Source organism: Sphingomonas sp. SORGH_AS_0879 (assembly GCF_030819175.1).
Lineage (GTDB): Bacteria > Pseudomonadota > Alphaproteobacteria > Sphingomonadales > Sphingomonadaceae > Sphingomonas.
In genome coordinates this window covers 469,899-495,427 of the sequence record NZ_JAUTBJ010000002.1, presented here as the reverse complement: position 1 = coordinate 495,427, position 25,529 = coordinate 469,899, and the positions used below count along the sequence as shown (strand labels likewise).

Sequence of the window (25,529 nt, the reverse complement as noted above, 5' to 3'; positions counted from 1 at the left end):
GCCTTTTCCCATGGCCTTCGACTTCGCTCAGCCTGAACGGGGCGGGGAATCAGGCCGGTATTCCAACCTCCGTTCAGCCTGAGCGAAGTCGAAGGCCACGCTGAAACCTCTCCACACACTCTCCCCTCCCGCAAGCGCGAGGGGCCGGGGGAGGGCAAAGGATTTCACCGGGACCAGCACTCGCGGCCCTTGCCCCTCACCACCCCTACCGGGAGAGGGGCTTGAACATCCTCACGGATAACTCACCGTCTTCGGCACCTCCGGTATCTCGATCCGCTCCAGGTCATCGCCCGGCACGGTCGGAAATTCCCGCGCCTTCCACGCCCGCTTGGCCTCCTCGATCCGCTCGCGGCGGGAGGAGACGAAATTCCACCAGACATGCCGGGGCGTGGTGAAGGCATCGCCGCCGCACAGCATCACCCGCCCGCCGCCTTCCGACCGCAGCGTCGCCGCGATCCCGGGCTTCAGGATGTAGAGCCGCTGCGGCTCCAGCGTCATGCCCTCCAGGCTCGCCTCGCCCAGCGCGCAATAGACCGCGCGCTCCTCCGCGCTCGCATCGATCGGTATGCTCCCGCCCGGCTCCAGCGCGATGTCGGCATAGATGGTGCCCGCATAGGTCGTGGTCGGCGCCCGCTCGCCCCATAGCGAGCCCATGATGATCCGTGCGGTCGCGCCCTGCCCCTCGATCTTGGGCAGTGCACCGGCGGGGACATGCTCGAACGCCGGGTCCATTTCCTCCTGCGCTTCCGGAAGCGCCAGCCAGGTCTGGATGCCCGAAAGCTTCGGCCCCTGCGGCCGGGCCTCGCTCGGCGAGCGTTCGGAATGGACGATGCCGTGGCCCGCCGTCATCAGGTTCACCGCACCCGGCTCGATCACCAGGTTCGTGCCCAGCGAATCGCGGTGCCCGATCGCGCCGTCGAACAGATAGGTGACGGTCGCCAGGTTGATATGCGGATGCGGCCGCACATCGATGCCGGAGCCGGGCAGCAGTTGCGCCGGGCCCATCTGGTCGAAGAACAGGAAGGGGCCGACCATCGTCCGCTCCTTGTTGGGGAGCGTGCGGTGCACCTTGAACCCGCCCAGATCATGCGTCGAGGGTTGCAGGGTGCGCAGCAGGAAATCGTCAAACATATCTTTGCTCCGTAGGGGTCGGCTCCGTCGCGTCGAGCAAGTCGATCAGGTCGGTCGGGAAATAGGGTTCGGCATGTGCCGCCAGTTCGGCGCGGGAGAACCAGCGCCAGCTCTGCATGACCCGCTGTTCGAGCGCGGTGTGGCCCGCGCCCGTCACCTCATGCGCATCGATGTCGACGCGGAAGTAGCGCTCGTCCGCCTCGACCTCGACACCCTCGATGGTGCGGAACTCGACCTGACGCCTTGCGACCTGCGGCCCGCAATCGCGGTCGAGCCCGGTTTCCTCCAGCAATTCGCGACGGGCGGCGTCCTCGTAAGTCTCGCCGGGATCGACCGCGCCGCCGGGCGTGCACCAAAAGGGCGGGCGATCATCGGGGGTGAAACGGAACATCAGCGTCCGTCCGACCGCATCGACCAGCAGGATGCGCGCGGCGGGACGGGGCTGGCGAATCATGCGGCATCAAGCTCCGGGTAATGGCGGAAAATTCCATCCTCATTGAACGCCTGTCGGCGGTCGCTGTCTAGATAGGCGGCGATAGCGGGCAGCGTCTTCACCCGGTCGTGAAGCGCGATCAGCGCGGGATAATCCCCCTCGACCGCCGCCATCCGCTTCGGAAACATGTAGCGCAGACCCTCGATCAACTGGAACAGCGAGGTGTCGACCGGCGACCAGCGGCCGCCCGCCATCCAGTCCCGGCCGTCCAGCGAACGCTCGAAATAGCCGAGGAATTTGGGGATACGGTCCTTGCCGAACTGTTGGGCGGCGCGGGCGGCCTCGGGCTTCTGTTCATGATAATAGGTGCCGGTCGCGACCGGGTGATGCACGTTGTGCACCTCCGCCACCATGTCGCTGATCGTCAGTTGCAGCTGGAGGAGCCAGACTCGGTCGGCCTGCGGCGCGAGATCATGCCGCTCGGTCAGCCAGTGCAGGATGTTGGCGACCTGGGCGATCGCCTGTCCCTCGACCCGCAGATAGGGCGGCGCGAAGGGCGGGCGCTCGCCCCGCTCCATATCGGCGAGCAGCGCCTCGGCCCCCTCTTCCGGGCCACGGTCGCGGTAGGGAAGACCCGCGGCCTCCAGCACCAGCCGGACGAACTCGCCACGTCCCGGCAGGCCGGGCCAGTACCATAGGTCATAGGACATTCGCTTATTCTCCGGGTGCCTTCGCGCTGATCGCCAGCGCATGGATACGCTCGGACAACAGATCGGCGAGCGCGCGGTTCACCAGACGCTGGCGGGCGACGCGCGACTGGCCGGCGAAAAGCGGCGATTCGACGATGACGCGGAAATGGCTCTCGCCCGTGCCGTCATCGCCCAGATGGCCGCGATGCATCGCGCTTTCGTTGATGACTTCGAGCAAAGTGGGCGACAGCGCCGCCGTCAGGCGGGCGGTGATCTGATCGGCGATCGGTGCGGTGGTGATATCGGTCATGGCCCCTATATAGACGGTTTTTCGGGACAAGCGGACAAAGTGACTCGTCGGTCGAGCAGCGATACCCCCAAGGAGAAACCGGGCGCGCGTTTCCATGGCCGCGTCGAGAATACGGGCCGCGCCTGCGATCACGCCGGTTGCGAACAGGCGGGCGAGTTCCGCGCGCCCCCGCCCGAGGGCACACGCAGCGGCGACGGGCCGGGCCGGTTTCGTTGGTTCTGCCTGGAGCATGTCCGCGCGTTCAACAGCCGATACAATTTCTTCGACGGGATGAGCGCGGACGAGATCCACCGTGCGCAGCGCCCCTATTCGGGCTGGGAGCGCGAGACGCGCGCCTTTGCGCAGGGCGGCACCGATCCGGGGCCGCGCTGGGCCGATTTCTCCGATCCGCTCGACGCCATCGCCGCGCGCTATCGCCGCGAAACCGCGCCCGAACGCTCGGACGGCAAGCCGCTATCGGGGCAGGATCGCGAAAGCCTGAAGGTGCTGGGACTGGAGGCGAATGCCGACCGGAGCGCGCTGCGGCGACGCTATAGCGAACTGGTCCGACGCTATCACCCCGACCGGAACGGTGGCGACCGCAGCCAGGAGGCGCGGCTGCAAAAGGTGATCGCCGCCTATCAACAATTGCGTCAGGCACCAGCCTTCGCCTGATCGATCCTCCCCGGCGCGGGGAGGATTGACGCCCGCAGCCCGAACCGCGTGCTCTGCAATCGCCCATCGACGTGCTTCTTGACGATCCTTGCCATTGAGTCGGGAGCCGCCATTGCCCTAAGGCGTTGAGCGACGAGACGAGGGCCTGATGACCAACATCCCGAATACGCTTCCCGACAGCCGCGACACCACGATTCTCGATGCGCCCGACAAGATGGTGTCGGTGCGCGACCTGTTCGGCATCGATACCGATATGGAGGTGCCCGCCTTCTCCGAAGCGGACGAGCGCGTCCCCGATCTCGATCCCGCCTATGTGTTCGATCCCGACACGACGCTGGCGATCCTGGCGGGCTTTGCGCACAACCGCCGCGTGATGGTGCAGGGCTATCACGGCACCGGCAAGTCAAGCCATATCGAGCAGGTGGCCGCGCGCCTCAACTGGCCGTGCATCCGCATCAACCTGGACGCGCATATCAGCCGGATCGACCTGATCGGTCGCGACGCCATCGTCCTGAAGGACGGCCAGCAGGTGACCGAGTTCCGCGAGGGCTTGCTCCCCTGGGCGCTCCAGACGCCGACCGCGCTCGTCTTCGACGAATATGATGCGGGCCGCCCGGACGTGATGTTCGTGATCCAGCGCGTGCTGGAAACCGAGGGCAAGCTGACCCTGCTCGACCAGAATCGCGTCATCCGCCCGAACAAGTGGTTCCGCCTGTTCGCCACCGCCAACACGGTGGGCCTGGGCGACACGAGCGGCCTCTATCACGGCACGCAACAGATCAACCAGGGCCAGATGGACCGCTGGAACATCGTGGTCACGCTCAACTATCTGCCCGCCGCGACCGAGGCGCAGATCGTGCTCGCCAAGTCGGGCGAATATGACAAGCCCGACGGCAAGCAACTGGTCGAGAACATGGTCCGCGTCGCCGACATGACCCGCAAGGGCTTCATCAACGGCGATATCTCGACCGTGATGAGCCCGCGCACGGTCATCACCTGGGCGCAGAACACGCTGATCTTCGGCGATCCGGGCTTCGCCTTCCGCCTGTCCTTCCTCAACAAGTGCGACGAAAACGAACGCGCGCTGGTGGCGGAATATTATCAGCGCGTGTTCGGCAAGGACCTGCCCGAAAGCGTCGTCGGCCGCGCCTGATCCCGATGGCGAACGACACCCCCCTCGACCGGTTCAAGGCGGTTCTCGGCGGCACCGCGCGCACGATCGCGCAGGAGCCGGAGGTGGAGCTGGCCTTCACCGCCGATGCGCCGACCTCTTCGGGCAAGCATATCCGCGTGCCCATGCCCGGCCGCGCGCTGCCCGCCGATCAGGTGGCGGAGGCGCGCGGCTTTGCCGACGCCTTCGCGCTCCGGCTGAAGCTGCACGACACCGCGCTCCACGCCAAGGCCGCCCCGGTCGAGGCGGTGGCGCGCGCGGTGTACGACGCGGTGGAGACGGCGCGGGTCGAGGCGCTGGGCGCGCGCGGCTATGCCGGGATCGGGGATAACCTCGCCCATGCGCTCGACGTCAGGTTGCGCTCCGATCCGTTGACGCGGGCGCGCAACCGGGACGAGGTGCCGTTGTCGACCGCGCTCGGCCTGCTGCTGCGCGAGCGGATGACGGGCCGCCCCTCCCCTGCCGAGACCGCGCCCGCGCTGGCGCTGGTCCGCGACTGGCTGGAGGGCGCGACCGATCTCGACGCGCTGGCGGGGGCGATGGACGACCAGAAGGCGTTCCAGACGCTCGCCGCGCGGATGCTCGCCGACCTCGAACTCGCCGAGCCGCCCGCCGAACCCGAAGAGGCGGATGAAGGCGGCGACGATCAGGAGGGCGAAGAACAGCAGAACGAGGACGAGAGCGACGAGGATAATGACGAACAGGGCCAGGGCGAAGGCGAGGTAGAGGCGCGCGCCGAGAAGCGCGATTCCGACAGCGAGGACGGCGAATCGCAGGACCAGAGCCAGGAGTCCTTCGACGATCTCGACGGCGATCCCGGTGACGAGGGCGACGAAGGCAGCCAGCCGACCCGCCCCAACCGCCCGCTGAACGATCCGTCGGCGCAGTTCGACTATAAGCCCTGGACCACCCAGTTCGACGAGGTGATCGCGGCGGGCGAACTGTGCGACGCGGACGAACTGGCGCGGCTTCGCGGCTATCTCGACCAGCAATTGGCGCATCTGCAATCGGCGGTGTCGAAACTCGCCAACCGGCTGCAACGGCGGTTGATGGCGCAGCAGTCGCGGTCCTGGGACTTCGATCAGGAAGAGGGCATACTCGACGCGGCGCGGCTGGCGCGCGTGGTGGTCAATCCCGGCCTGTCGCTGTCCTACAAGATCGAGCGGGATACCGATTTCCGCGATACCGTCGTGACGCTGCTGATCGACAATTCAGGGTCGATGCGCGGGCGGCCGATCGGCATCGCCGCCATCTCCGCCGACATCCTCGCGCGTACGCTGGAGCGGTGCGGGGTGAAGACCGAGATCCTCGGCTTCACCACCCGCGCGTGGAAGGGCGGACAAGCCCGCGAAACCTGGCTCGCCGCCGGGCGTCCGCCGCAGCCGGGGCGGCTGAACGACATTCGCCACATCGTCTACAAACAGGCCGACGAGCCATGGCGGCGCGCGCGCAACAATCTGGGCCTGATGATGCGCGAGGGGCTGCTCAAGGAGAATATCGACGGCGAGGCGCTGCTCTGGGCGCATGGCCGCCTGGTCGCGCGGCCCGAGGAGCGGCGCATCCTGATGGTCATCTCCGACGGCGCGCCGGTGGACGACTCCACCCTGTCGGTCAATTCGGGCAGCTATCTGGAGCGGCATCTGCGCCAGGTGATCGGCTGGATCGAAACCAAGAGCCCGGTCGAACTGGTCGCCATCGGCATCGGCCATGACGTGACCCGTTACTATGCGCGCGCGGTGACGATCATGGACGCCGAGCAACTGGGCGGCACGATCATCGAGCAACTGGCCAGTCTGTTCGACACCGAATGAGCCGGATCGCGGCCCCGGCGCAGGGCTTTGTCGGGCCGGTGAAGCGGTCGATCACCATCGCCGGGCACCAGACCTCGATCAGTCTGGAACCGGTGTTCTGGACCGCGCTGGAAGAGGCGGCGGTGGCGCACGGCCTGCCGCTATCGGCGCTGGTGGCGGAGATCGATGCGTTGCGGATCACGGCGGACGACCCGCCCAATCTGGCGAGCGCGATCCGGTCGTGGCTGTTCCTGCGGCGGTGATATCGCGCGCGGAGGACGCAGGGCGTGGGCTTCGACTTCGCTCAGCCTGAACGGAGCGGGGATGCAGGCGAGACGGGAATCCACCACGTTTCGCGCATACGACGCCGTCGTGGAGTTCCCGCTGCCCAGAACATCAAGGCCAATACCCCCCCATTCCGTTCGGCCTGAGCGAAGTCGAAGGCCAGGGAAATCGCTATGCCCTGCGCCACTCAGTCGGCGGCGCTGACAGGACATGGGCTCCGATTCCGCTCAAGCTGAACGGCGGCGCGGGTTGGAGTCCGATTGACGCCACCCCTTCGCTCCGGCAGGGCGCGCCGTCTGTTTCGGGGTTTATGTGGCCGGAATCACCTTTCCTCTCAGCGGAATGCGCGTCCATCGCTGGCTGGGGCTGGCGATCGGGCTGGTCGCCTTGGCCGTCGCGCTGTCGGGGGCGATTTTGGTCTGGGCCCCCGTGCTCGATCGGATCGCCGCGCCCGCGCATTACCGGGTCAGCGGCGAGACGCGACTGGCCCCCAGGGCCTATGTCACGGCCGCGCGATCCGCGATGGCGCCGGGTCAGCGGATCGCCAGCCTGTCGCTGGAGTCGGGATCGACCCCCGTCCTCGTCCTGCTGAGCGACGCGCATGGGCAGGACCAGCGCCTGCTGTTCCTCGATCCCCCCACCGCGCGGGTGCTGGGCAAGGGGGCGCATGGCGGCGGGGCGAGCGGATGGCTGCGACGGCTGCACGACGGGCTGTTCCTGGGCGACGCGGGGCGAGCCATCGTCGGGGTGGCGGGCGTCATGCTGGTGCTGCTCTGCCTGACCGGCCCCTGGGTGCGGCCTCGCGACAGGGCCAGGCGCACCGCCCGAAAATCCGAATCCGGGGCGGCAAGATGGCATTGGCGCATCGGCCTGTGGTCGCTGCCGCTGGTGCTGGTGATGATTCTGACCGGCACCGCGCTCGCCTTTCCCGGACTGTTGGCGACGCTGACCGGCGAGGGGGTGGCATGGCGATCGGATCACGTCGCGCCGCCGGTAGAGCGCACGACCCTGTCGGTCGAGCGCGTCGTCGCCAGCGCGCGGCATGAGGCGCGGGGACGGCTGGTCTCGATAGACTGGCCGACCCAGCGCTCCCCCGACTGGACAGCGCGTTTTGAAGGGCCCCATGTCATCAAGGTCGCGGACGACAGCGCCACGGCGGTCGCCGCGCCCGAGCGTGCCGCCCCCGCCAGCCTGTCCTGGGTGCGGCGGCTTCACACGGCACGCGACATGCCTTGGTTCTGGCGAGCCACCGCCTCGATCGCCGGGCTGGCGGCGGCGATGCTGGCGATGACGGGACTGATCGGCTGGGCGACCCGGTGCCGGACCGCCCCCCGCCGTCAGACCCGCTCGACGGGCAGCAGATCGGTGGCGTCGAGGCCCAAAAGCTCGATATGATCGCGGATGCGCGGCCATTGCACCGTCAGGAAACTCTGCCGCTCGGCGGCGCGCAGGCGATCGGCGGCGCCCGGCATGACGAACATGCCGACCCCGCGCCGCACCTCGACATAGCCGTCGTCCTGAAAGCTCTGATAGGCCTTGGCGACCGTCAGGGGATTGGCCCCCTGCTCCGCCGCCAGCGCACGCACCGAGGGAAGCTGGTCCCCCGTCCGATAGGTGCCATTCAGGATACCCGCCGCGATCGTCCCGCGCAGACGGATATAAACCGGGCTGTCGTCACCGCTAAGAGCTGTCATGCCGAGTTAATACAGCGGCTTGGACGCGATGTCGAGGGCGGACTGCGATAACGTTTGCAGTCTTGTCGCACTCAGGCCTCGCGCGATCCGTTCCAGATCGATACGATCCGCGCCATATCGGGGCGCGGCCGTTCCTCCAGCGCGCGGCCGGGCGTGCCGAGGAAGACGAAGCCGACGATCCGCTCCGGCGCGGCCCCGAACGCATCGCGCACCGCATCCGAAAAGGCGGGCCAGCCAGTCAGCCAGCCCCCGGCATAGCCCATGGCATGGGCGGCATGGAGCAGGTTCATGCACGCCGCGCCCGCCGACAATTCCTGTTCCCACAACGGAATATGGCTGTCGGTCTTCGGGCTGGACAGGACGACGACAAGGCCGGGGGCCTGATGCGCGAACTGTTCCAGCGCGGCGATCTCCGTACCGCTCGCCTGTGGCCGTTCGGCGCGATAGGCGGCGGTGATGACCTCCGCCAGTCGGGCCCGCGCCTCGGCCCGCACGATCACGAAACGCCATGGGGCCAGCTTGCCATGGTCGGGGGTGCGCGCCGCGATCGCCAGCATCTCGGCCAGTTGCGCGTCGTCGGGGCCGGGCGCGACCAGATCGCGCGGCTTGCCCGATCGGCGGGTGGCGAGCAGGGAGAGCGGGGTCGAGCGGTCGTTGAAGGTCGTGGGTGTCATGCGATCGATCCTTACGTCGTCGCGCATCATATTTACAGTCGCGGCTTTGGCGTTAGGTTACTGAATCATTACGCCCCTTGGCACGCCGCGCGGCGCGCGAGGGGCGATCCCGATGGAGTAAACGCCGGCATGGCGACTGCGTATGAGGCCGCCGCGCGCGGCAAGACGGTTTTGGGCCATCCCCGAGGCCTGTTCCTGTTGTTCTTCACCGAGATGTGGGAGCGCTTTTCGTTCTACGGAATGCGCGCCATCCTGGTCTTCTACCTGACCAAGCATTTCCTGTTCACCGACGAACCGGCCTTCGGCGTCTATGCCGCCTATATGTCGCTGGTCTATTTCACCCCGGTGATCGGCGGCTATCTGGCCGACCGTTATCTGGGGGCCAGACGCGCGGTACTGGCGGGCGGGGTGTTCATCGCCTTCGGCCATCTGCTGATCGCCGCACTGGAGGGGCCGCAGGGCGCGCAGGGCGTCTATCTGGAAGGATTCTATCTGGCGCTGGCGTCGATCGTCATCGGCACCGGTTTCCTCAAAGCCAATATCTCGGTGCTGGTGGGACAGCTTTACGCGCGTGACGACATGCGGCGCGATCCCGCCTTCTCGATCTTCTATATGGGCATCAACGGTGGCGGCGCGCTGGGGCCGATCGTGTGCGGCGTGCTGGGCGAGACGGTGGGCTGGGCCTATGGCTTCGGCGCGGCGGGCATCGGCATGTTGCTGGGGCTGATCGCCTTTATCGGCCTCAAGCGTGAACTGCACGGCGCGGGGGAGGCCCCCTCGCTCCCTATGCTGCGCGCGCCGGTGGTGGCCGGTCTGTCGCGCGAGTGGCTGATCTATCTGGGGGCGATCGTCGCGACGCTGGTGACGTGGCAGTTGATCCGGCATCAGGATGCGGTCGGCATGCTGCTGATCGTGTTCAGCATCGGCACCATCGGCTTCATCCTGTGGCGCGCCGTGTTCACCCTGCCCCGCGTCGACCGCGACCGCATATTGGCCGCGCTGTTCCTGATCGCGCTGTGCCCGCTCTTCTGGGCCCTGTTCGAGCAGGCGGGTTCTTCGCTCAACGTCTATACCGACCGCTCGGTGGATCGCAGCCTGCTCGGCTGGACGATCCCGGCCTCGGCCTTCCAGTCGGTCAATTCGATCTTCATCATCCTGCTCGCCCCGGTCTTCGCCGCGATCTGGACGATCCTCGCCAAGCGCGGGCTGGAGCCGAGCGCGCCGTTCAAGTTCGGCATCGGGCTGGTCAGCGTGGGTGCGGGCTTCCTGGTGCTGGTCGCGGGTGCGGCGGCCTATGCGGGTGCGCCGACGCCGGTGATCTTCGTCATCCTCGTCTATCTGATCCACACCATGGCGGAGCTGTGCTTCTCCCCGGTCGGGCTGTCGGCGATGACGCGGCTGTCGCTGCCCAGCATGACGGGCCTGATGATGGGAACGTGGTTCCTCGCGACGGCGGCGGGCAATTTCATCGCCGGGCTGATCGCGCAGGCCACGGGTGGCGAAGGCGCGGGGCCGGACAAGGTGCTCGACGTCTATACGCGAATCGGCTGGTTCTCGATCGGGATCGGCGTCGTCGTGCTGGTGGTGTCGCCCTTCATCGCGAAGCTGATGCATCTCGATCTGCTCAAGGCCGAGGGTGCGCTGGCGGGGGACAAGGAACTCGCCGAACCGGCGGCGGCGGGGATCGATACCCGGTTGGAGCAGAAGCCGCTTTGATTCGGAAGGGGCGGTCGGGACATGTCGCCGACCGCTCCCCTTCCCGACCTCCGTTCAGTCTGAGCGAAGTCGAAGCCCACGCCCCGAACTAACCATGAGCGGGATCCCTAGCACTTCGACTTCGCTCAGTGCGAACGGACGGTAGGATTTGGGACATGCGGCTCACAGCCGCGTCGTCGCCATCGCGCGTTCACCATGGCGCGGGCCCGCCGTAGCGCCACGCGGGGAGGCTTCGTCCAGCTTCGCCAGATCCTCCGCCGAAAAGGCGACCTCCGTCGCCTTCATCGAATGCTCCAGCGTCGCGCGCCCCATCGCGCCGACCGTATCCTCGATGGGGACGTTGGGATCGACCCCGTGCTGGTAGAACAGGTCGATCGTCTCGACCCCCAGCCGCTTGAGCCAGCCCTCGCAGGCGCGCTGGATGGTGGCGATGCTCTCCGCCTCGTCCGCCCGCCCGTACATTTCACGACATGTCCTCGTCCGTCCCATGGCTCAAGCGGGAAACGGTCGCGGTGGCGGCAAGGTCCATGCTGACATTGCCGAGGGTACGGAAGATGTCGGGAATCGTCTCCACCGCGATCAACAGCCCCAGCGGCGCGGCGGGCACGCCCAGCGCGACGCAGACCGGCGCGATCGAAGCGAAGAAGGTGATCTGTGCTGGCAGGCTGGCCGAGCCCAGCGAGCACAGGATCGCCACCACCACGGCCGCGACCACCGAGGCCATGCCAGGCACGATGCCGAACCAGTCGGCGATATAGAGCGACACCGCGACGTTCATCGCGGGCTGGGTCGCGCGGAACATCGCCACCGCCATGGGCAGGACCAGTCCGGCGGTGGCGGGGGCGATCCGCAGCGTTTCGGCCCCCTGGATCATCGCGGGAAGGCTGGCGAGCGAGCTTTGAGTGGAGATGGCGACCGCCTGCGCCGGAGCCAGCGCACGGGCGAAGCGCCCCACCGGCACCCGCGCCACCAGCACCGCGACGCCATAGGCCATCAGGATGACGATCACCCCGACACTGGCGATGATCGTGATGTAATGCGCCAGTGCGCGGAACGCCCCGCCCCCGGCCGTCGCCCCCACCACGAAGGCCAGCGCGAAGACGCCCAGCGGCGCCAGCCACAACACCCAGCCGATCAGCACCAGCATCGCATCGCGGATCGCGGTGAAGACCCGCAGCAGCGTCTCGCGCCCCTCCCCCTCGATCCGGGTGATGGCGAAGGCGAAGGCCAGCGTGAACAGGATCAGCGACAGCAGCGCGTTGTTGGTGGCGGCGGCGAAGATGTTGGTCGGCACGATCGCGGTCACGAACTCGGCCATGGGCGGCGGCGGGGCGACCGGCTCGGCATGGCCCAGCGCCGCCTTCAACGCCTCCGCCGCGCTGCGCGGAATGGGCAGCAGGCGCAACAGCCCCGGCGTGACCAGTGCCGCCATCGTCCCGGTCAGCGCGACCAGCCCCAGAAAGGTGGCGATCGCCCGCGCCGCGATCCGCCCGGCCTGCGCCGCCTGCGCCGTCGCGGTAACCCCGGTGATCAGCAGCGTGACGACCAGCGGGATCACCGTCATCTGCAACCCGTTGAGCCACAGCGTCCCCAACGGGCGCGCCACCGCCACCCCGCTATCCGCCGCCATGGGCGACCACGCCCCCATCGCCACCCCGGTCAGCAAACCGGCGGCGAGGCACAACAGGATCAAGGTGGCGCGCGACATGGGGCCGTTGGTTTCCTTATGTTTTTGGGGTTCTTTTGAGCTTTTGCCAAGGTCGCGCTAAACGGGTCGCGACCTCAACATGTTTCCTCTTAATCCGGCAGGGATCTGGCCGCATGGCAAGAAAATATTTCGGCACCGATGGCATTCGCGGTGCGACCAACGGCGCGGTGATGACGGCCGAGATGGCGATGAAGGTCGGCATGGCGGCGGGCGCCTATTTCCAGCGCGGCGAGCATCGCCACCGGGTGGTGATCGGCAAGGATACGCGGCTGTCGGGCTATATGCTCGAATCGGCGCTGGTCGCCGGGTTCACCAGCGTGGGCATGGACGTGGTGCTGCTGGGGCCGCTCCCCACCCCCGCCGTCGCGATGCTGACCCATTCGATGCGCGCCGATATGGGCGTGATGATCTCGGCCAGCCATAATCCCTTTGCCGACAACGGCATCAAGCTGTTCGGTCCCGACGGCTACAAGCTGTCGGACGAGGCGGAGGAAGCGATCGAGACGCTGATCGAACAGGACGTGCCGCTGGTCGCCTCGGGCAGGATCGGTCGCGCGCGGCGGGTCGATGACGCGGCGGGCCGCTATATCCACTTCGCCAAGTCGACCTTCCCCCAGTCGCTGCGCCTCGATGGCCTGCGCGTCGTGATCGATTGCGCGAACGGCGCGGCGTACAAGGTCGCCCCCGCCGCCCTGTGGGAATTGGGCGCGGACGTGGTGGCGATCGGCGTGACCCCCAACGGCACCAATATCAATGACGGCGTCGGCTCCACCGCGCCGCAGACGCTGGCCGAGACGGTGGTGGCGAGCGGCGCGGACATCGGCATCGCGCTGGACGGCGATGCCGACCGGCTGATCGTCGTCGACGAAACCGGCACCGTGGTCGATGGCGACCAGTTGATGGCGACCATCGCGACCAGCTATGCCCGCGAGGGACGGCTGGCGGGCGGCGGGCTGGTCGCCACCGTCATGTCGAACCTGGGGCTGGAGCGGCATCTGGGGGCGCAGGGGCTGGGCCTTGTCCGCACCAAGGTCGGCGACCGCCATGTGCTGGAGGCGATGCGCGCACGCGGTTACAATGTCGGCGGCGAGCAGTCGGGACACATCATCCTGTCCGACTATGCGACGACCGGCGACGGGCTGGTCGCCGCGCTCCAGGTGCTGGCCGAGATCAAGCGCGCGGGCGCACCCGCCAGCGAGGTGCTGCACCGCTTCGACCCGCTGCCCCAGTTGCTGAAGAATGTCCGCTTCGCGGGCGGCAAGCCGCTGGAGCATGAAAAGGTGCAGGCCGTCATCGCCGCCGCCGAGGCCGAACTGGCCGGGACCGGCCGTCTGGTCATCCGCCCCTCGGGCACCGAGCCCGTCATCCGCGTGATGGCCGAGGGCGAGGACAAGCGCCAGGTCGAGGCCCTTGTGGACCGAATCTGCGACGTGGTGCGCGAGGTGGCCGCCTGATGCTGGAGATGCGACCCGATTGCGAGCGCTGCGGCGCGGACCTGCCCCCGAGCCAGGGCGGTGCGTTCATCTGCTCGCTGGAAACCACCTTTTGCGCGGAATGCGCCGACGAACTGGACGAGACCTGCCCTGATTGCGGTGGCGAGCTGCTCGACCGGCCGACACGGATGGGCCGTGTGCTGAAGGCCAACCCCGCCTCGACCCAGGGCCGTTTTCGCGGCTGATCTCGACCCCGAGGCGTCATCGCTCTATGCGGGCATCATCACTTTGAAGGAGTTTCCATGCCCCAGCTCGTCCTGATCCGCCACGGCCAGTCCGCCTGGAATCTGGAGAACCGCTTCACCGGTTGGTGGGATGTCGACGTGACCGCGCAAGGCGCCGCCGAAGCCCGCGCGGCGGGCGCGATGATGGCCGAGAAGGGCCTCGACTTCGACCTGACCTTCACCAGCCTTCAGACCCGCGCGATCAAGACGCTGAACCTGGCGCTGGAGACGATGGGCCGGTTATGGCTGCCGACCGAGAAGCATTGGCGGCTGAACGAGCGCCATTATGGCGGGCTGACCGGCCTGGACAAGGCCGAGACGGCGGCCAAGCATGGCGACGAGCAGGTCAAGATCTGGCGCCGCAGCTTCGACGTGCCCCCGCCCCCGGCGGAAGCGGGCGGCGAATATGACCTGTCGAGCGACCGTCGCTATGCGGGCATTCCGGTGCCCGCCACCGAAAGCCTGAAGGACACGATCGAGCGCGTCCTGCCCTATTGGGAGGAGCGCATCGCGCCGGCCCTGCGCGACGGCAACCGCGTGCTGATCTCCGCGCACGGCAACTCGCTGCGCGCGCTGGTCAAGCATCTGTCGAACATCCCGGACGACGAGATCACGGGTCTCGAAATCCCGACCGGCCAGCCGATCGTCTATGAACTGGCCGACGACCTGACCCCGACCGACCGCTACTATCTGTCCGAACGCTAAGCGATCGGGAGACAGGGGCTCCCGCCCTTTGCGCCTTGTCTCTTCGCGTCATCGCGGCTTCGCGTGAAATCAAAATTGGTTCACGCGAAGCCGCGAAGTCACGAAGATTTGGTTCGCGCAGAGGCGCGGAGGGCACAGAGATGGCAGGTTCCGCCGCAACGCCGTCTCTTTTCAACAAAGCGACCTCGTCTTCCGGTCGAAACAAGGTTGCCAGCGCGGCAAATCCAGAGCCTCTGCGTCCTCCGCGCCTCTGCGCGAACCAAAATCCGCTAAGTTATGCCCGAACGTATACGGAAGGTTGCCCCCCTCGCCCCGCCCCGCTAGTCAGCCCGCTTCCCCACGGCACCGGGGCCGAAGGGGGCAAGGCGGAACTGCGGATATGATGTCGGTCGGGATCATCATGGGGTCCACTTCGGACTGGGAAACCATGCGGCACGCCGCCGAGACGCTGGACGCGCTGGGCGTCGAACATGAGACCCGCGTCGTCTCTGCGCACCGCACGCCGCAGCGCCTGTACGATTACGCCACCACCGCCGCCGATCGCGGGATCAAGGTCATCATCGCGGGCGCGGGCGGCGCGGCGCATCTGCCGGGCATGGCCGCATCGATGACGCACCTGCCCGTGCTGGGCGTGCCGGTCGAATCCAAGGCACTGAAGGGCATGGATAGCCTGCTCTCCATCGTCCAGATGCCCGGCGGCATCCCCGTCGGCACGCTCGCCATCGGCAAGGCCGGGGCGATCAATGCCGGGCTGCTCGGCCGCGTCGATCCTGTCGCTGTCCGACGACGCCCTGGCCGAGCGGCTCAAGGCCTGGCGTCAGCGCCAGACCGACAGCGTCGCCAACGATCCGCAGGACTGAGTGTGATGCTGAAGCCGGGTTCGACGATCGGGATATTGGGCGGCGGCCAGTTGGGCCGGATGCTGGCGGTGGCCGCGGCGCAATTGGGCTATCGCACCCATGTGCTGGCCCCGGACGAGGAAAGCGTCGCCGCGCAGACCGCCTCTTCGCTGACCCGTGCCGATTATCACAACAAGGTCGTCCTGGCCGATTTCGTCGCCGCCTGCGACGTGGTGACCTATGAGTTCGAGAATGTCGACGTGACGCCGGTCGAATGGCTGGCCGAGCGGCTCCCGGTCCACCCCGCCCCCGCGGCCCTTCGCGTCGCGCAGGACCGGATCGCCGAGAAGAGCTTCGTCGAGAAGGTCGGCGGCCGTCCGGCTCCATGGGCGGAGGTCCATTGCGCCGCCGACCTGACCGCCGCGCTGGAACGGATCGGCTGCCCCGCCATCCTGAAGACCACGCGCTTCGGCTATGACGGCAAGGGGCAGGCGCTGATCCGCGACCTGTCCGATGCCCCCGCCGCCTGGGAAGCGATCGGCGGTCCGGCGGTGCTGGAGGGGTTCATCCATTTCACCCACGAATTCTCGATCCTGGTCGCGCGCGGGATCGATGGCGCGACGGTCCGCTACGACCCGCCACACAATGTCCACCGTGATGCGATCCTGCGCACCTCCACGCTGCCCGCCCCGCCCGAGATCGCCGCCCAGGCCGAGGAGGCGACCGCGCTGGCGCTGCGCATCGCCGAGGAGCTGGGCTATGTCGGCGTCCTCGCCTGCGAGTTCTTCGCCACCGAGAACGGCCCCGTCTTCAACGAGATGGCCCCACGCGTCCACAATTCCGGCCACTGGACGATCGAGGGCGCCGAAACCTCACAGTTCGAGAATCACATCCGCGCGATCTGCGGCCTTCCGCTGGGCGACACCGCGCTGACCGGTGCGCGGGTGCAGATGGAAAACCTGATCGGCGACGACGTGTGGGAACCGGCGCTGACCGAAAAGGGCGCGCACCTGCATCTCTATGGCAAGGGCGAGTCGCGGCCGGGGCGCAAGATGGGGCATATCACGCGGGTGGTGCGGTAAGGCTCCCGCCTATCGCCGGATGTCGAAGGCCATCGGCACCAAGACCTGCGCCTGGACGACCTGATCCCCCTTCATGACCGGGCGTATGCGGAATTGGGGATAGAGGCCGAGCGCCGCCTCCCCGAAGCCGCGCCTGCTGGGTCTTTCGGCGGCGACCGAGCAGCTTTTGGGCCTGCCCGGTGTGGGAACGACGCAGAGCAGCACCGCCACGCCGCTGATACCACCGCTTCGCGCCATCTTGGGAAACGCGGCGTCGATCTGGGACTGTGACGGCTTTTCGATCCATTCGGCCAGCGCGAAGCGCAAGCGCCCTTCCCCCGGCCCGTCGCCGTCGCCACGTCCATTGCCGGTGCCCCGCCCCTCACCACCGGTGCCGTGGCCACTGGCGATGCCCGCGCCCCGTCCGTCGGACACCGCCGTCCCGACAAGCAGCGGCGGTTCGGCGCTGAGCCCCGCCGCCGGGGCGGGCAGATCGACCATATCGAAATGCGCGGGTGCGACCGCAACAGGGGCGGCTTGCTGCGCGGCGGGGACAGGCGCGGGGCGAGGCGCTCCGCCCCCTGCGGTCGGACGCACCGCGAGGCTCTCGCGCTTCACGGGGGCGGGCGTAACCGGCGGGGGCGGCACCGGCAGGGGTGGCGGTTCGGGCAAGGGCGGCACCTCGAACAAGGTCAGGCTCGACCGCCGGGAATCGTCGATCCGCCGGACCCGCGATGACCCCAGGATCAACAGCGCCACGATCGCGGCATGAACCGCGACCGTGGCGACGACGGCCGCCAGCCGTCGCCACTTGTCCTGCCGGCCCCGAACGCTGCCCTGCATCGCGATAGTCTCCCGGATGGAAGGATCACCGCGATGCCGTTCCCGGTCAAGCCCGCGCCCACTCCTCTCCGATCCGGCGCAGCACGTCGAGGGGGACACGGCCATGGCGCAGGACGGCGGTATGGAACGCCTTCAGGTCGAAACGGTCGCCTTGTCGCTTCTTCGCCAGATCGCGAATGTCGACGAACACCGAATGGCCCAGCTTGTAGCTCGCCGCCTGGCCCGGATTGACGCAATAGCGTTCCACCTCGCGCGTGGCGAAGCCTTCCGCCTCGCCTTCGGCTTCGACGAAATGGCGGATCGCCTGTTCGCGGGTCCAGCGCAGGTGATGCAGACCGGTATCCACGACGCAGCGATTGGCCCGGAACAGCAGGAATTTGAGATATCCCAGCCGCCCCAGCGGATCGTCCTCATACATGCCCATCTCGTCAGCCAGTTGTTCGGCATAGAGTGCCCAGCCCTCGCCATAGCCGGAAAAGCCGTTGATCTTGCGGATCAGCGGCAGGCGCGTGTTGGACAGGGCAAGCCCGCCCTCCATCTGATGCCCCGGCAGCCCCTCGTGATAGACCGTCGTCGCCAGGCAGAATTTGGGCCAGTCGGCGCTGTCCTTCAGGTTGAAATAGACCAGGCCGGGGCGCGAGCCGTCGATGGCGGGCCCTTGCGCGAAGGCCGCCGCCGCGCCCGCCTCGGTCTGGGGCGGCACGCGGCGCACCTCGAAGCCATAGGGCGGTATCCGCTCGAACGCCTGCGGCAGGCGGGTGCGGATCGCGTCCAGCCGTTCGTTGCAATAGGCGATGGCGGCGCGCTTGCCCTCGTCGGTATTGGGATAGAGCTGGTCCGGGTTCTTGTAGAGCGCGGCCATCCGCTCGCCCACCGTCCCCTTGGTTAAGCCCTGCGTCTTCAACAGTGCGTCGAGCCGCGACGACAGCATCGCCGCCTGATCGCGACCGAAACGGTGCACCTCGTCGGGCGAGAAGCTGGTCGTCGTGTTGGCCTTGAGCGCGACCGGGTAATAGGCCGCGCCCTCGCGCAATTTCCATATCCCGGCGTCATGCGTGGCCTTGGCGCGCAGCGTCCGGGCATAGGCGATCTGGCGGTCTAGCGCGGGGAGCACCTCCGCCTCATAGATCTTCGCGGCCTGCGCGGCATAGCGGTCCCCCAGCCCCTTCTCAGCAGCGCGGCGGGCAAGCGACTGGACGACCAGCGCTTGCCCTGCGGGCTGGCGGGTCTTGGCCATCTGCTCTAGCGCCAGGTCGAGGATGAAGTCGGGCGGCACCACCCCCTGCCCGGCGTCATGGCGCATCCGCTCGGTCTGCGCATCCATCTGGCTTGCGAAGGCGCGGAGCCGCATCAGATAGGCGTCGGCATCGCCCGCGCTCGCGATCTTGTGCTTGGTGTCGAGAAAGTCGGGGACTGACTGATAGGCGCCCGACAATTGCGATACGACATAGGGGCTGGGGCCATAGGAGGTCCCGCCGAAGTCGAACGCCTGCACGCTTTGCGCCGAGCGGCGGGTGTAAAGGATCGATTCCAGATCGATCCGCTCCTCCGGCGACAGGCTGGCGGGGTCGATCGCCTGCAAACGGGCGAGATCGGCTTTGGTCGCCGCCTTGGCCGCCGCGATGCCGGTAGCCGACTGATCGGACAGTTTCGAGCGAAGATCGGCATTGGCCCCGGTGTCGAGGCCGAGATTGGTCGCCGCCTCCGGGCTGCGGCGGAGCTGTTCCTGGACCAGCGTGTCGAAGAGCGCGTTGAGTGGCGTGGACGCGGTGGCCTGGGCCAGGACGCCCTCGCCTTGCGCAGCCACCGCCATCGCGGCGGTGCCGCCCAGGAAATGCCGACGGTCGATCATGCTGGTCCCCTTTTTGTCTTTGGGGTTCAGCGTAACGGGATTTGGCGGGAATTGAACCGGTTATGTGGCGGGGGTTTGTCCCTTGGGCTTCGACTTCGCTCAGCCTGAACGGAGGTTGGGTATCAGACCGGGAAGCTTCCCCCGGCCCCACATCCCATACGCCGTTCAGCCTGAGCGAAGTCGAAGGCCAAGGGCACCCCAACGAAAAAGGGCGGCCCGTCCACCGACGCACCGCCCTTCCCCATCTCACCGCAGGAAGGTCACCCCGCGCGCGTCCCCGACAACGGGAAGCTGCCGAACGCGCCCGCGCCGACCGAGCCGGTCAGCGTGTCGCCATCGGCGGTCGCTTCGCAATCCAGCGTCATGGGCATGGGCGAGCTGATCGACATCTTCCACGTGATCGTATTGCCCGACACGTCGCCTTCGATCTCCATCGCGCCCATCTGGCCGCCGCCCGAGCCGGTGAAGCGATCGCCCTCGGTCCGGACGGTCAGCGTCATGTCCTGATCGCCCAGCGGCGACTTGACGGTGCAGTTCCAGGTGCCGTCGATATCGGCCATAGTCTCTCTCCCTTAAATCCCGACGCTTACTGCCCGACGACCGCGGACGCCTCGATCACCTCGACGGGCAGGCCCAGCGTATCGATCTGCGGCTTGACCGTCTTGGCATCGCCGACCACGACCCAGATGAAATCCTTGGGGCTCAACGCCGCCTGGATCGACTTGTTCAGTTCGTCGCGGGTCAGCGCCTGGTAACGCCGGGTGATCGTGGCATAGTAATTGTCCGGGCGGCGCAGCAGGTCGTTGGTCTGCATCGCCGACAGGACCGCGTCGGACGTTTCGAAGCTGCCCGACAGCGAACGGATCGCGCCGGTGATGGCGCGATCGAACTCGACCTGATCCATCGGCTTGGTGGTCAGGAATTCGGTGACGTCGGTGCGCAGCGCGTCGATCGACGGGCCGGTCTTGTCCGCTTGAACCGGGGCCGACATGACATAGGGCGCGGCGAATTCCGAACTCTGGAAGCCACCTCGCACGCCATAGGACCAGTGCTTGTTCTCACGGATGTCGGTGTTGATCCGGCTGAGGAAGCTGCCGCCCAGCGCATCGTTGGCGGTGTTCACCGGCAGCATGTCGTCGATGCCCTTCAGCGTCGTCGGCAGACCGGCCAGGATCATCGACTGCGGGCTGTCGGGCCGGTTGATCAGCACGATCTTCGGTGCCGAGGGCTGCCCCGCGGTGAAGCTCTTGCTGCCCGCCGCCCCTGTCCCGCGCCAGTCGCCGAAGACGCGGTCAAGCGCCGCCTTCACCTCGGCCAGCGGACGGTCCGACGTGATGAAGATCTTCGCCTTGTCGGGGCGGAGCCAGGCCTGATGGAAGGTGACCAGATCGGCACGGGTCAGCGCCGCCACGGCGGCCGGATCGCCCAGCCCCTGCGCCTTGGCATAGGGGCTGGTCGGCCCATAGACGAGCGGCGGCAGGACGCGGCCCGCCAAGCCTTGCGGGCTGGTCAGTTCCTGTTTGATGCCCGCCAGCGTCTGGGTCTTCACCCGCGCCAGTTCCGCCTCGGGGAAGGCGGGATTGCGGATGACGTCGGCATAGAGGGCCAGCGCCGGATCGAGGTTCGCGCTCGGCACGTCGAGATGGACCGTGGTGCGATCGTTCGATGCGCCCGACCCGATCGACGCGCCCAGCCGCTCCTGCTCCTCGGCGATCATGATGGTGGTACGATGCGTCGTGCCTTCGTCCAGCATCGACTGCATCATGCGCTGCGTGCCCAGCTTGCCCGGCACATCGGCGGCGATCCCGGCGTCGAACGACATCGCGATCTGCGTCACCGGCACGGCGGTCCGCTGCGCGTAGATCAGTTCGATCCCGTTCGCCAACCGGCTGCGCTCGACAGTGGGGAAGCTCAGCGGCTTGACCTGACCCACTTCGGGCAGGGCCCCGCGCGTGCCCTTGGCGGGCTGGTCGGGGGCGGCGGGAACATCGGCGCGCGGCGGCACCTTGGCCTCTTCATAGGCATCGCGCGCACCCGGCACGACGGTCAGCGTATAGGCGGGGCGCGACAGCCATTTGTCCGCCGCCGCCTTCACGGTCGCGGGCGTCTGCGCCGCGATCGCCAGCAACTGCTTCTTATATTTGCCCGGATCGTTCGAGTAGAGCGCGCCCTCGGCCAGCGCGACCGCCTTGCCGCCGAAGCCGCCGACCGATTCCAGCCCCTCGACCCGGCCCGATACGAAGCGGGTGACGGCGCGCCGCACCTCGTCCTCGGTCGGGCCGTTCTTCAGGAAGTCGGTGAGGATTTCGCCCATCCGCTTGTCGACCTGCGCCGGATCGACGCCGGGACGGACGATCGCCATCATGTTGAACATGCCGACCTGCGAGAAGAGGCGGTCGCTGGCCGACACCCGCACCGCCAGCTTCTCCTGCTTGACCAGGATATTGTCCAGCCGCGACGAGGCCAGCCCGCCCAGGATCGAACCCGCCACGACCAGCGAGGCGCTTTCGGGATCGTTCAGCCCCGGCACGGCCCAGTTGCGGCTGATCATCACCGCCGCCACGCGGTCCTTCATCACCTCGCTGACGGGGGCGGGTAGCGTCGGGATGGAAACGGTCGGCAACACGCTCTTGGGGCCGGGCTTGATCGCGCCGAAATATTTTTCCACCAAGGGTTTGGCGGTCGCGACATCGATATCGCCCGCCAGCACCAGCACGGCATTGTTCGGGCCGTAATGCTGACGGAACCAGTCCTTCACCGTCTCCAGCGACGCGGCGTCGAGGTCCGCCATCGAACCGATCGTGCTGTGCGCATAGGGATGCCCGGCGGGGAACAGCCCCTCCAGCACCTTATACTGGGTCAGGCCATAGGGCTGGTTGTCGCCCTGTCGCTTTTCGTTCTGGACGACGCCGCGCTGCTCGTCGAGCACGCCTTGCGTCACCGCGCCGAGCAGATAGCCCATACGGTCCGATTCCAGGAACAGCGCGCGGTCGAGCGCGGCGGTCGGCACCGTCTCGAAATAATTGGTCCGGTCGAAATAGGTGGTGCCGTTATAGTCGGTCGCACCCACCGATTTCAGCGGCGCGAAGAAGTCGCCTGGCGCATTCTCCGACCCGTTGAACATCAAATGCTCGAACAGATGCGCGAAGCCCGTCTTGCCCTTGGGCTCATGCTTGGAGCCGACATCGTACCAGACGCTGACCGCGACGACGGGCGCCTTGCGGTCGGTGTGGACGACCACGCGCAGGCCATTTTGCAGGGTGAAGGTCTGATAGGGGATATCGACCGCCTTCACGAGCGTCGAGACGGGCGCGGGCTTGGCGGTCGCGGTCGCCTTGGCGGACGCGGCCTGGGCCATGACGGGCGCGTGAACCGGCAGGACGAACGCAAGGGCGGCGACGCCGGCCAGCGCCACGGACTTGATACGCATTTCTTTGACTCTCCCCACGCGGTGTATGGTGCGAGCATAGCGGCGCTTCGGCGGACCACAATCCGCCGAAGACAAGGAAATATCGTCCGAAAGCGCGCCACCCTTTCGCAATCGAAACGGCCATCCCATGTTGCGCGGGACGGAAATTCCCCTCACCCCTTGTGTTGCTAAATTGCAACACCATCTGACCTGGAAAGCGACAGGAAGACCAGATGAACCTCGAAAAATTCACCGACCGCGCGAAAGGCTTTCTGCAAGCCGCGCAGACCGTGGCGATCCGCAACAGCCATCAGCGGATCGCCCCCGAACATCTCCTCAAGGCGCTGATCGAGGACGATCAGGGCATGGCGTCCGGCCTGATCCAGGCGGCGGGCGGCGATGCCAAGCGCGTCGAGCGCGAGACCGATGCGGCGCTGGCCAAGATTCCGGCCGTCTCCGGCTCGGGCGCGCAGAGCTCGCCCGGGCTCGACAATGATCTGGTCCGCGTGCTCGATCAGGCCGAACAAGTCGCGCAAAAGGCGGGGGACAGCTTCGTCACCGTCGAGCGGTTGCTGCTGGCGCTCGCGCTCGCTTCCACCACGGCAGCGGGCAAGGCGCTCGCGGCGGGTAGCGTGAACCCACAAGCGCTGAACGGCGCCATCGAACAGCTGCGCCGGGGCCGCACCGCCGACACGGCGGGCGCGGAGGACCGGTACGACGCGCTCAAGAAATTCGCCCGCGACCTCACGCAAGTGGCGCGGGACGGCAAGCTCGACCCCGTGATCGGCCGCGATGAGGAAATCCGCCGCACCATCCAGATCCTGGCGCGCCGGACCAAGAACAATCCCGCGCTGATCGGCGAACCCGGCGTCGGCAAGACCGCGATCGCCGAGGGCCTCGCGCTGCGTATCGCCAACGGCGACGTGCCGGACACGCTCAAGGACCGCAAGCTGATGGCGCTCGATATGGGCGCGCTGATCGCGGGTGCGAAGTATCGCGGCGAGTTCGAGGAGCGGCTGAAGGGCGTGCTGGACGAGGTGAAGGCGGCCGAGGGCGACATCATCCTGTTCATCGACGAGATGCACACGCTGATCGGCGCGGGCAAGGGTGACGGGGCGATGGACGCTTCCAACCTGCTCAAGCCCGCCCTCGCGCGCGGCGAACTGCACTGCGTCGGCGCGACCACGCTCGACGAATATCGGAAGTATGTCGAAAAGGACCCCGCGCTCCAGCGGCGGTTCCAGCCGGTCTTCGTCGGCGAGCCCACGGTCGAGGACACCATCTCGATCCTGCGCGGGCTGAAGGAGAAGTACGAACTCCATCACGGCGTGCGGATCACCGACGGCGCGCTGGTGGCGGCGGCGACGCTGTCCAACCGCTACATCACCGACCGCTTCCTCCCCGACAAGGCCATCGACCTGATGGACGAGGCCGCCAGCCGCATCCGCATGGAGGTGGAGTCCAAGCCCGAGGAGATCGAGACGCTCGACCGCCGCATCCTGCGCCTCAAGATCGAGCGCGAGGGGCTGCGCCGCGAGAGCGACGCCGCCAGCATCGACCGGCTCGAGCATCTGGAGGAGGAACTCGCCAACCTCGAGGAACAGTCGCACGAACTGACCCAGCGCTGGATGGCGGAGAAGGACAAGATCGCGGGCGAGGCGAAGCTGAAGGAGCAACTGGACCAGGCGCGGATCGAACTCGACCAGGCGCAGCGCGCGGGCGATTTGGCCAAGGCGGGCGAACTCTCCTATGGGCGCATCCCGCAACTGGAGAAGCAACTCGCCGAGGCCCAGTCCGCGACCGAGGGCGCGATGCTACGCGAGGAAGTGACCGCCGACGATATCGCCGGCGTGGTCAGCCGCTGGACCGGGGTGCCGGTCGACCGGATGCTCCAGGGCGAGCGCGAGAAGCTGCTCCGCATGGAGGAGGTGATCGGCAAGCGCGTGATCGGACAGGAGGATGCGGTCCGCGCCGTCTCCACCGCCGTTCGTCGCGCACGCGCTGGGCTACAGGACCCGAACCGGCCGCTGGGCAGCTTCCTGTTCCTCGGGCCGACGGGCGTCGGCAAGACCGAACTGACCAAGGCGCTCGCCGAATTCCTGTTCGACGACCCTAGCGCGATGGTGCGCATCGACATGAGCGAGTTCATGGAGAAGCACAGCGTCGCCCGGCTGATCGGCGCACCTCCGGGCTATGTCGGCTATGAGGAAGGCGGCGTGTTGACCGAGGCGGTGCGGCGGCGGCCCTATCAGGTCGTGCTGTTCGACGAGGTGGAGAAGGCGCATGGCGATGTGTTCAACGTGCTGCTCCAGGTGCTGGACGACGGCCGCCTGACCGATGGGCAGGGGCGGACGGTCGACTTCTCCAACACGCTGATCATCCTGACCTCCAACCTGGGCAGCCAGTATCTGGCAGCGGTCGAGGACGGGCAAAGCGTCGAGAGCGTCGAGCCGCAGGTGATGGAGATCGTGCGCGGCCATTTCCGCCCCGAATTCCTCAACCGGCTGGACGAGATCATCCTGTTCCACCGGCTGGGCCAGAGCCATATGGGGCCGATCGTCGACATCCAGGTCGGCCGCGTCGCCAAGCTGCTGGCGGATCGCAAGATCACCCTGCACCTGACCGACGCCGCGCGCGAATGGCTGGGCCGGGTGGGTTACGACCCGGTCTATGGCGCGCGGCCGCTCCGCCGCGCGGTCCAACGCCACCTCCAGGACCCGCTGGCCGAGGAAATCCTGCGCGGAAATGTGAAGGACGGCTCGACCGTCACCGTCGATGAGGGCGACGGCAAGCTGGCATTGTCGGTGGGGTGAAGCCTTCCAAAAAAGGGGCGGCTCCCGAAGGAGCC

At 67.5% G+C, this 25,529-nt stretch carries 22 protein-coding genes and 2 pseudogenes; 12 read left to right on the top strand and 12 right to left on the bottom strand.

The window, feature by feature from the left end; genetic code table 11:
• Positions 1–231: 231 nt before the first annotated feature.
• From QE379_RS02910 to QE379_RS02895, 4 genes are read right to left on the bottom strand one after another with little or no spacing between them, the layout of a single operon-like run.
• Positions 232–1,131 (bottom strand): pirin family protein, encoded by a 900-nt coding sequence (locus tag QE379_RS02910; protein ID WP_306997672.1) that lies wholly within the window; start codon positions 1,129–1,131, stop codon positions 232–234.
• Positions 1,124–1,585 carry an NUDIX hydrolase gene (locus QE379_RS02905; protein WP_306997669.1) on the bottom strand — a complete coding sequence of 154 codons (462 nt, stop codon included), beginning with the start codon at positions 1,583–1,585 and terminating at the stop codon, positions 1,124–1,126. The genes QE379_RS02910 and QE379_RS02905 overlap by 8 nt, the downstream gene beginning before the upstream one ends.
• Entirely contained in the window at positions 1,582–2,274 is a 693-nt protein-coding gene (locus QE379_RS02900) for a glutathione S-transferase (RefSeq protein ID WP_306997667.1), read from the bottom strand. The genes QE379_RS02905 and QE379_RS02900 overlap by 4 nt, the downstream gene beginning before the upstream one ends.
• Before the next feature lie 4 nt (positions 2,275–2,278).
• Complete coding sequence (locus tag QE379_RS02895; RefSeq protein ID WP_306997664.1) at positions 2,279–2,563, bottom strand: BolA family transcriptional regulator; 285 nt, start codon at positions 2,561–2,563, stop codon at positions 2,279–2,281.
• A gap of 39 nt (positions 2,564–2,602) precedes the next feature.
• Here QE379_RS02895 and QE379_RS02890 point away from each other — a divergent pair, with 39 nt between their 5' ends.
• The 5 genes from QE379_RS02890 (at position 2,603) to QE379_RS02870 (ending at position 7,858) form a co-directional block, all read left to right on the top strand.
• Entirely contained in the window at positions 2,603–3,217 is a 615-nt protein-coding gene (locus tag QE379_RS02890) for a J domain-containing protein (protein WP_306997662.1), read from the top strand.
• Positions 3,218–3,365: 148 nt separating this feature from the next.
• Positions 3,366–4,370, top strand: coding sequence for a cobaltochelatase subunit CobS (cobS, locus tag QE379_RS02885; RefSeq protein ID WP_294269930.1), 1,005 nt, complete (start codon positions 3,366–3,368; stop codon positions 4,368–4,370).
• Between the two features lie 5 nt (positions 4,371–4,375).
• Positions 4,376–6,199, top strand: coding sequence for a cobaltochelatase subunit CobT (gene cobT, locus QE379_RS02880; protein WP_306997658.1), 1,824 nt, complete (start codon positions 4,376–4,378; stop codon positions 6,197–6,199).
• A complete protein-coding gene (locus tag QE379_RS02875; protein WP_306997656.1) occupies positions 6,196–6,441 on the top strand; it encodes a ribbon-helix-helix domain-containing protein in 246 nt (81 codons plus the stop codon). Before cobT ends, QE379_RS02875 begins: the two co-directional genes overlap by 4 nt.
• Before the next feature lie 364 nt (positions 6,442–6,805).
• Positions 6,806–7,858: a PepSY domain-containing protein gene (locus QE379_RS02870; RefSeq protein ID WP_306997654.1), complete on the top strand. Its 1,053-nt coding sequence runs from the start codon at positions 6,806–6,808 to the stop codon at positions 7,856–7,858.
• Here QE379_RS02870 and QE379_RS02865 read toward each other — a convergent pair.
• Positions 7,801–8,157, bottom strand: coding sequence for a GntR family transcriptional regulator (locus tag QE379_RS02865; protein WP_306997651.1), 357 nt, complete (start codon positions 8,155–8,157; stop codon positions 7,801–7,803). The genes QE379_RS02870 and QE379_RS02865 overlap by 58 nt on opposite strands.
• Positions 8,158–8,228: 71 nt before the next feature.
• A complete protein-coding gene (locus QE379_RS02860) occupies positions 8,229–8,831 on the bottom strand; it encodes a nitroreductase (RefSeq protein WP_306997649.1) in 603 nt (200 codons plus the stop codon).
• A 129-nt stretch (positions 8,832–8,960) separates the two neighbouring features.
• Here QE379_RS02860 and QE379_RS02855 point away from each other — a divergent pair, with 129 nt between their 5' ends.
• Positions 8,961–10,547, top strand: a complete 1,587-nt coding sequence (locus tag QE379_RS02855) for a peptide MFS transporter (protein ID WP_306997646.1) — start codon at positions 8,961–8,963, stop codon at positions 10,545–10,547.
• A 279-nt stretch (positions 10,548–10,826) separates the two neighbouring features.
• On the opposite strand, the pseudogene QE379_RS19550 reads toward QE379_RS02855, so the two are convergent.
• Both QE379_RS19550 and QE379_RS02845 read right to left on the bottom strand, forming a co-directional pair.
• Positions 10,827–10,967 (bottom strand): annotated as a pseudogene (locus QE379_RS19550) (aldo/keto reductase); the annotation flags it as partial.
• Between the two features lie 43 nt (positions 10,968–11,010).
• Entirely contained in the window at positions 11,011–12,255 is a 1,245-nt protein-coding gene (locus tag QE379_RS02845) for a dicarboxylate/amino acid:cation symporter (RefSeq protein ID WP_306997642.1), read from the bottom strand.
• Positions 12,256–12,368: 113 nt separating this feature from the next.
• Between QE379_RS02845 and glmM the strand changes: the two genes are divergently transcribed.
• The 5 genes and pseudogenes from glmM to QE379_RS02820 all read left to right on the top strand — a co-directional run bounded on the left by glmM (position 12,369) and on the right by QE379_RS02820 (position 16,598).
• Positions 12,369–13,709 (top strand): phosphoglucosamine mutase, encoded by a 1,341-nt coding sequence (glmM, locus tag QE379_RS02840; RefSeq protein WP_306997639.1) that lies wholly within the window; start codon positions 12,369–12,371, stop codon positions 13,707–13,709.
• A complete protein-coding gene (locus QE379_RS02835; protein WP_306997637.1) occupies positions 13,709–13,933 on the top strand; it encodes a DUF1272 domain-containing protein in 225 nt (74 codons plus the stop codon). Before glmM ends, QE379_RS02835 begins: the two co-directional genes overlap by 1 nt.
• Positions 13,934–13,990: 57 nt before the next feature.
• The gene (gene gpmA, locus QE379_RS02830) at positions 13,991–14,677 is read left to right on the top strand and encodes a 2,3-diphosphoglycerate-dependent phosphoglycerate mutase (protein WP_306997635.1); all 687 of its coding nucleotides are present in this window, start codon (positions 13,991–13,993) and stop codon (positions 14,675–14,677) included.
• Positions 14,678–15,056: 379 nt separating this feature from the next.
• Positions 15,057–15,537 (top strand): annotated as a pseudogene (gene purE / locus QE379_RS02825) (5-(carboxyamino)imidazole ribonucleotide mutase).
• Between the two features lie 5 nt (positions 15,538–15,542).
• Entirely contained in the window at positions 15,543–16,598 is a 1,056-nt protein-coding gene (locus tag QE379_RS02820) for a 5-(carboxyamino)imidazole ribonucleotide synthase (RefSeq protein WP_306997633.1), read from the top strand.
• Positions 16,599–16,607: 9 nt separating this feature from the next.
• Here QE379_RS02820 and QE379_RS02815 read toward each other — a convergent pair whose 3' ends face one another.
• The 4 genes from QE379_RS02815 to QE379_RS02800 form a co-directional block, all read right to left on the bottom strand.
• On the bottom strand, positions 16,608–17,420 hold the full coding sequence (locus tag QE379_RS02815) for a TonB family protein (protein ID WP_306997631.1): 813 nt from the start codon (positions 17,418–17,420) through the stop codon (positions 16,608–16,610).
• A 46-nt stretch (positions 17,421–17,466) separates the two neighbouring features.
• Positions 17,467–19,272: a DUF885 family protein gene (locus QE379_RS02810; RefSeq protein ID WP_306997629.1), complete on the bottom strand. Its 1,806-nt coding sequence runs from the start codon at positions 19,270–19,272 to the stop codon at positions 17,467–17,469.
• A gap of 260 nt (positions 19,273–19,532) precedes the next feature.
• Positions 19,533–19,832, bottom strand: coding sequence for a hypothetical protein (locus QE379_RS02805; RefSeq protein WP_306997627.1), 300 nt, complete (start codon positions 19,830–19,832; stop codon positions 19,533–19,535).
• Positions 19,833–19,858: 26 nt separating this feature from the next.
• Positions 19,859–22,702 carry a pitrilysin family protein gene (locus QE379_RS02800; protein ID WP_306997625.1) on the bottom strand — a complete coding sequence of 948 codons (2,844 nt, stop codon included), beginning with the start codon at positions 22,700–22,702 and terminating at the stop codon, positions 19,859–19,861.
• 212 nt (positions 22,703–22,914) lie between these two features.
• Here QE379_RS02800 and clpB point away from each other — a divergent pair, with 212 nt between their 5' ends.
• Positions 22,915–25,494: an ATP-dependent chaperone ClpB gene (gene clpB / locus QE379_RS02795; protein ID WP_306997623.1), complete on the top strand. Its 2,580-nt coding sequence runs from the start codon at positions 22,915–22,917 to the stop codon at positions 25,492–25,494.
• The last annotated feature ends 35 nt before the right edge of the window (positions 25,495–25,529 follow it).

Coding starts and splice junctions, on each gene's coding strand:
- QE379_RS02815 (WP_306997631.1), bottom strand. CDS start 17,420: ATGCAGGGCAGCGTTCGGGGCCGGCAGGACAAGTGGCGACGGCTGGCG.
- QE379_RS02805 (WP_306997627.1), bottom strand. CDS start 19,832: ATGGCCGATATCGACGGCACCTGGAACTGCACCGTCAAGTCGCCGCTG.
- QE379_RS02835 (WP_306997637.1), top strand. CDS start 13,709: ATGCTGGAGATGCGACCCGATTGCGAGCGCTGCGGCGCGGACCTGCCC.
- clpB (WP_306997623.1), top strand. CDS start 22,915: ATGAACCTCGAAAAATTCACCGACCGCGCGAAAGGCTTTCTGCAAGCC.
- glmM (WP_306997639.1), top strand. CDS start 12,369: ATGGCAAGAAAATATTTCGGCACCGATGGCATTCGCGGTGCGACCAAC.
- QE379_RS02870 (WP_306997654.1), top strand. CDS start 6,806: ATGCGCGTCCATCGCTGGCTGGGGCTGGCGATCGGGCTGGTCGCCTTG.
- gpmA (WP_306997635.1), top strand. CDS start 13,991: ATGCCCCAGCTCGTCCTGATCCGCCACGGCCAGTCCGCCTGGAATCTG.
- QE379_RS02900 (WP_306997667.1), bottom strand. CDS start 2,274: ATGTCCTATGACCTATGGTACTGGCCCGGCCTGCCGGGACGTGGCGAG.
- cobT (WP_306997658.1), top strand. CDS start 4,376: ATGGCGAACGACACCCCCCTCGACCGGTTCAAGGCGGTTCTCGGCGGC.
- QE379_RS02820 (WP_306997633.1), top strand. CDS start 15,543: ATGCTGAAGCCGGGTTCGACGATCGGGATATTGGGCGGCGGCCAGTTG.
- QE379_RS02810 (WP_306997629.1), bottom strand. CDS start 19,272: ATGATCGACCGTCGGCATTTCCTGGGCGGCACCGCCGCGATGGCGGTG.
- QE379_RS02855 (WP_306997646.1), top strand. CDS start 8,961: ATGGCGACTGCGTATGAGGCCGCCGCGCGCGGCAAGACGGTTTTGGGC.
- QE379_RS02895 (WP_306997664.1), bottom strand. CDS start 2,563: ATGACCGATATCACCACCGCACCGATCGCCGATCAGATCACCGCCCGC.
- QE379_RS02875 (WP_306997656.1), top strand. CDS start 6,196: ATGAGCCGGATCGCGGCCCCGGCGCAGGGCTTTGTCGGGCCGGTGAAG.
- QE379_RS02905 (WP_306997669.1), bottom strand. CDS start 1,585: ATGATTCGCCAGCCCCGTCCCGCCGCGCGCATCCTGCTGGTCGATGCG.
- QE379_RS02860 (WP_306997649.1), bottom strand. CDS start 8,831: ATGACACCCACGACCTTCAACGACCGCTCGACCCCGCTCTCCCTGCTC.
- QE379_RS02865 (WP_306997651.1), bottom strand. CDS start 8,157: ATGACAGCTCTTAGCGGTGACGACAGCCCGGTTTATATCCGTCTGCGC.
- cobS (WP_294269930.1), top strand. CDS start 3,366: ATGACCAACATCCCGAATACGCTTCCCGACAGCCGCGACACCACGATT.
- QE379_RS02845 (WP_306997642.1), bottom strand. CDS start 12,255: ATGTCGCGCGCCACCTTGATCCTGTTGTGCCTCGCCGCCGGTTTGCTG.
- QE379_RS02800 (WP_306997625.1), bottom strand. CDS start 22,702: ATGCGTATCAAGTCCGTGGCGCTGGCCGGCGTCGCCGCCCTTGCGTTC.
- QE379_RS02910 (WP_306997672.1), bottom strand. CDS start 1,131: ATGTTTGACGATTTCCTGCTGCGCACCCTGCAACCCTCGACGCATGAT.